3 protein-coding genes are annotated in these 2334 nt (G+C 49.6%); all 3 read right to left on the bottom strand.

All coding sequences use genetic code 11. From position 1 onward, the window contains the following. Window positions 1-26: 26 nt before the first annotated feature. On the bottom strand, window positions 27-1448 hold the full coding sequence (locus tag Q0852_RS23440; protein WP_299022807.1) for an IS66 family transposase: 1422 nt from the start codon (window positions 1446-1448) through the stop codon (window positions 27-29). 158 nt (window positions 1449-1606) lie between these two features. Next, window positions 1607-1963: an IS66 family insertion sequence element accessory protein TnpB gene (tnpB, locus tag Q0852_RS23435; RefSeq protein ID WP_299022805.1), complete on the bottom strand. Its 357-nt coding sequence runs from the start codon at window positions 1961-1963 to the stop codon at window positions 1607-1609. Next, window positions 1960-2253, bottom strand: a complete 294-nt coding sequence (locus tag Q0852_RS23430) for a hypothetical protein (RefSeq protein ID WP_299022802.1) — start codon at window positions 2251-2253, stop codon at window positions 1960-1962. The genes tnpB and Q0852_RS23430 overlap by 4 nt, the downstream gene beginning before the upstream one ends. Between the last annotated feature and the right edge of the window lie 81 nt (window positions 2254-2334).

Genomic DNA, 2334 nt, shown 5'->3' with positions numbered 1-2334 from the left:
GTAAGCGGGTATTCCTACCCACCTAGCTATTGAGAGTGCTTGAAGGTAAAAGGCAGCAGATCACCGACATCACAGCCTTCACCACGTTGAGGTAATTCTGTCAGGACGTGACGCAGATAGGCGTAGGGTTCAACGCCATTTGCCCGGCAACTCAGCATAATACTGAACAGGGTCGCACTGGCATTCGCCCCACTTTGGGTATCCGCGAACAACCAGGCTTTCCGACCGGTCGCAACCGGACGGATATCTCGCTCGACACGGTTATTGTCTATCGGGTAATCGCCATCCGCGACGTACTTTTCAAGGTAGGCCCATTGCTTGAGCGTATAATTGACCGCCTTTCCCATCGGGCTTTCAGGAAGCAGTTGTGAAGCGGCTTTTTCAAGCCAGACTTTGAGCGCGTTGAGTATGGGGATGCTTTCTTTTTGACGTACCGTGTACCTTTCTGGCACAGGCTTGTCTTTCAGCCTTTTTTCGATGGCATACAGCTTTTGGATATAACTCAGCGCTTGTTTAGGACGACCCGCTTTCTTGGGACTTAAATTGAGAGCATCGTTGAACTTACGCCTGGCATGCGCCCAGCATCCAAGCTGTGTCACCTTATCAAGCATACGCCACGCGGCATAGCCATCGGTCATGATGGTGCCATCATACCCCTCAAGAAATTCTTTGGGGTAAGTATGTGCACGGCCCGGTTGGTATTCGAACAGCACCACCGGTGTTTGACTATGCTCTGGGCTGGAGTATGCCCACAGGTAGGATTTTGCTTGCGCTTTTCGGTTCGGCTCCTTGAGCACTTGCAATGTTGTTTCATCACCATGAACCACGCGCTCCTTCAGGAGTGCTTTGTGCATAGCCTGATAAATCGGAGAGAGTAATGCGGCTGTTTTTATCATCCAGCTCGCTAATGTTGTACGTTGGATATCAACACCCACACGTGCCAGCTCTTTTTCGATGCGGTACAGCGGCAGACCATCGGCATACTTGCTTACCGCGACGGTTGCTAATGTTCCCGCTGTGGCAATACTGCCGGGAAGGGGGTGTCGAGGCATGGTCGCTGTGATAATTTTGCTGCCTTCCCCGTGATTTTCACAGCGACGGCACGCATATTTTTTACGTTCGTGGCGCAGGACTTTCACTTGCTTGGGGATGATGTCGAGTTGCTCAGAGGTCTCGACACCGATGCGATGAAGTTCTCCCTGGCAGCATGGGCAGGTTTTCTCACCCTCAGACAAATCGTATTCGATAACCTCCCGCGGTAAATCTGGGTTGATGGGCTTGCGACCGCGTTTACGCGTATAGGTGACGGTTTCCATTTCCGGCTTATCGTCAAGTTGCTCGTTATCTATCAGCGATTCCGCTTCGTTGAACAAACAGCCTTGAGCTGGGAACTTCTCGCTTTGTGGCAAGAAACGCTTGGCTTGAGTCAGCCGAAATTGCTCCCACATTTCAGCAATGCGGGTTTCGTATTCTTGGCTGACATTTTGAACCAAGCTATCGATGTAGGCTTGGATTTCTGGGGTGATGCCCGTGGGCTTTTCAAGTTCCTTTTGCATACGAAAAGTATAGTTAAAACAGCCACTTTAACCAGTTTAATTGGCTGTTTTTATGATATTTTCAGGCTTGATAATGGTTGGTGTGCCACTGCATTTTGCCAGTTCAAACCATCGAGCAACCACCGTAGCTGGCGAGCGGTAATTTCCATCGCTATGGTATCTTTCGGGTGCCTGGGCCAGCTGAATTTTCCTTTCTCGAGGCGGCGGTAATGAAGCCAGAACCCGTTGGTATCCCACTGCAAGATTTTGAGTTTGTCACGTCTGCGGTTGCAGAACACGAACCAGTGAGGGCTGACTGGATTAAGCTCCAAGACCTCTTCAACCAACAGACCAAGTGTATTGATGGACTTTCTCATATCGGTCACTCCCGTTGCCAGATAGACATTGCCAGCAGGTGCCGGGATCATGGTAAAGCCTTGATGATATCTGGCAGCAACCCCATAACGGTAGTGTCATTGACGGAGATCCGGTAACCACTGGGCGTCTCGATGACAACAGCAACAGAAGGTGACGACATCGAAATAGGAATGATGACATTATCGGCGTCTTGCGGTGGATTAGTAATTTTCTTCTGCCAGTAATAAAACTGCGATTGAGCAATCTGATTTTCCTCACACCAGGTTGTTACTGTCTGGTCGCTCTCGGCCTGCTGTTGCAAACGTTGATTCCATAAGTTCCACTTGTCTTCGCGTGTCATGATTTAGCTCCATTTATAAAGGAGCTTTATCAATACCAATCTTTTCTTTTAAAAAGAATGCGGGGCGAAATGGGCGCTTAC

This window comes from uncultured Photobacterium sp., from assembly GCF_947502415.1.
Taxonomy (GTDB): domain Bacteria; phylum Pseudomonadota; class Gammaproteobacteria; order Enterobacterales; family Vibrionaceae; genus Photobacterium.
The sequence above is the reverse complement of the archived record's forward strand: the minus strand, read 5'-3'. Positions and strand labels throughout refer to the sequence as shown.

Excerpts from the sequence above, each read along its gene's own strand:
- Q0852_RS23440 (WP_299022807.1), bottom strand. The coding sequence starts at position 1,448 with ATGTGGGAGCAATTTCGGCTGACTCAAGCCAAGCGTTTCTTGCCACAA.
- tnpB (WP_299022805.1), bottom strand. The coding sequence starts at position 1,963 with ATGATCCCGGCACCTGCTGGCAATGTCTATCTGGCAACGGGAGTGACC.
- Q0852_RS23430 (WP_299022802.1), bottom strand. The coding sequence starts at position 2,253 with ATGACACGCGAAGACAAGTGGAACTTATGGAATCAACGTTTGCAACAG.